Here is a 245-nt window from a genome sequence, read left to right as displayed (position 1 = left end):
CTCGAAACGAAACTGGGGCCGCGTTAAAGCGGCCCCGGCGTTTCTACGCTCGGTCAGCGAGCATCAGCGCGCATGCTCACACCCGCTCACACATGCACGTCGCTCTCCTTCAGCGGCGTCGCCGCGGGCGTCAGCAATTCCTCGCGCAACGTATCGCGCGCATGATGACGGCGCACCCATAGCGCGGTCAGCATCGGCACCAGAATCGCGGTCACGAGGCAGGCGGTCGCGACCATCGCGGTCGC

At 66.5% G+C, this 245-nt stretch carries 1 pseudogene; it reads right to left on the bottom strand.

The annotated features are described in order from the left end of the window. Positions 1-86: 86 nt before the first annotated feature. A pseudogene (locus tag SB822_RS59800) lies at positions 87-245 on the bottom strand (2-keto-3-deoxygluconate permease); the annotation flags it as partial.

This window comes from Paraburkholderia sp. SIMBA_054 (assembly GCF_046534875.1).
Lineage (GTDB): Bacteria > Pseudomonadota > Gammaproteobacteria > Burkholderiales > Burkholderiaceae > Paraburkholderia > Paraburkholderia hospita.
This window is presented reverse-complemented; position numbering and strand designations above follow the sequence as displayed.